This window comes from Paenibacillus zanthoxyli JH29 (assembly GCF_000520715.1).
Classification (GTDB): Bacteria; Bacillota; Bacilli; order Paenibacillales; family Paenibacillaceae; genus Paenibacillus_AQ; species Paenibacillus_AQ zanthoxyli.
Genome location: NZ_ASSD01000095.1, coordinates 1 through 1710, shown reverse-complemented (window position 1 = coordinate 1710; position 1710 = coordinate 1). Strand labels below are relative to the sequence as shown.

Below are 1710 nucleotides of genomic sequence, written 5' to 3'. Positions count from 1 at the left end.
GCCCGGAACGGTTGCCCGGCGTGAACCAGGGATTGCCGCTTACCCGCGCTGCCAGAGGCATGGGGCTAAAAGGGATGGAGGAACGAACCCGGCTGGTCGGCGGAACATTTGAGGTCCGGACCGCATATCCCTTCACTGTAATAACAAAGCTGCCGGTCTATAAGCAAAGTGAGATTATGTAGAGCGGTAGAGCAGATTTCTTACCGAAAGGGGAGTTTCCAACATGATTAAAGTCGTAATCGTGGATGACGATTCTTTTATAAGGGAAAGTCTGAAGGTACTCGTCGGCATGGACTCAGAGATTGAGGTGACGGGGGCTGCGGGAGATGGCGGCGAGGCGCTGAAGCTGCTGGAGAACGGGGCGGATGTCGATGTCGTGCTGATGGATATCCGTATGCCCGGCATCGACGGCGTGGAGGGAGCGCGGCTGATCAAGCAGCGTTATCCGCAGGCTGCCGTGCTGATGCTGACCACCTTCGACGATGACGAATATATTATCGAGGCGCTCAAAGGCGGAGCCAGCGGCTATCTGCTCAAAAATATCCCCCCGGACCGCATTATCCAGGGCATCAAGACGGTCCATGAAGGCAATATGCTCATTCATCCCGACATTGCCCGCAAGCTGGCGAGCTTTCTTCAGCCCGCAGCCGGGAACACGTCCCCCTGTCCGCTCGAATCCTACGGGCTGACCAGGACCGAGCAGTCGGTCGTCGCGGCGATTGCCGAAGGACATTCGAACAAGGAAATTGCCGCCGAGCTATTCCTAAGCGAAGGCACGGTCAAGAACTACATAACCGAAATTTTGAGCAAGTTGGGACTGCGGGACCGGACGCAAATCGCTATTTTTTATTTGAAAAATGGACGGTGAATCCGAGCATTATTCGTAGAGGTGCCAACAAGACGGCTTCACCTGTGAAATCAGTAACTGCATGTGTGATTCAGCAAGAGAGGAGATCAGTGCCTGCCATGTGATTCAGCTTGAGAGAAGGATCAGCGCCTGCCATGTGATTCAGCATGAGAGAGGATCAGTGCCTGCCATGTGATTCAGCATGAGAGAAGATTAGTGCCTGCCATGTGATTCAGCATGAGAGAAGGATCAGCGCCTGCCATGTGATTCAGCATGAGAGAGCGACTTGAGTGGGGTTATGAGGCTTGCCTTACGGTGAGCTGTGTTTGCCTAGCGGGTAACAAACGGGGGTGCCTCTTGCAGTGGGCAACAAGCGGGGCCGCCCCTTGCAATGGGTAACAAGCGAGGCGATCCCTAATGGCAAGGCGGATGGCTGCGGCAGGAGGTTTCGAAGAATTCCTGCATTTGTATATCTATTTCTCGTAAAAAGTCGCTCCCCGGACCCGTTCCTGCAAATGCGCTGGCATTTCGCACCCCTTCTCCCCGTTTCGGCGTGTAGGCTTCAAATAACTGCACCCTCGCATCTATTTCCTCTTTCCGGGCGAAATTCACCTGGAAAAACCTGCAGATTTGCAGGAAAACACCGCCAATTCCGGCTGAACAAACACCCTTTTGAACATTCATCCGCCTCTACACAGTGACGGAGGGCAAGTGCTCCCGGCGTGTGTTATGCCGCGCTCAACGCGCGCAGGGAAAGGCGCGTTAGGCTGTACGCATACCGGGAGAGGCCGAACACGTATGCCGATAGGGGCACGTTATGCAGCTGTACATGCACATCGGGAGCGGTCGCGCTATGCAGAAGC

General features: G+C 54.8%; 2 protein-coding genes and 1 pseudogene. 2 read left to right on the top strand and 1 reads right to left on the bottom strand.

Going from position 1 to position 1710, the window contains the following annotated elements:
- Together L691_RS32470 and L691_RS0103805 are read left to right on the top strand one after the other, a co-directional pair.
- Positions 1-182 (top strand): annotated as a pseudogene (locus tag L691_RS32470) (sensor histidine kinase); the annotation flags it as partial.
- Between the two features lie 41 nt (positions 183-223).
- The gene (locus tag L691_RS0103805) at positions 224-868 is read left to right on the top strand and encodes a response regulator (RefSeq protein ID WP_025688875.1); all 645 of its coding nucleotides are present in this window, start codon (positions 224-226) and stop codon (positions 866-868) included.
- 393 nt (positions 869-1261) lie between these two features.
- Here the strand turns inward: L691_RS0103805 and L691_RS0103800 are convergent, their stop codons facing one another.
- Entirely contained in the window at positions 1262-1531 is a 270-nt protein-coding gene (locus tag L691_RS0103800) for a hypothetical protein (RefSeq protein WP_025688874.1), read from the bottom strand.
- Positions 1532-1710: the final 179 nt, after the last annotated feature.

Bases quoted from the DNA above. Each gene is read 5' to 3' on its own strand.
- L691_RS0103805 (WP_025688875.1), top strand. From the start codon at position 224: ATGATTAAAGTCGTAATCGTGGATGACGATTCTTTTATAAGGGAAAGT.
- L691_RS0103800 (WP_025688874.1), bottom strand. From the start codon at position 1,531: ATGAATGTTCAAAAGGGTGTTTGTTCAGCCGGAATTGGCGGTGTTTTC.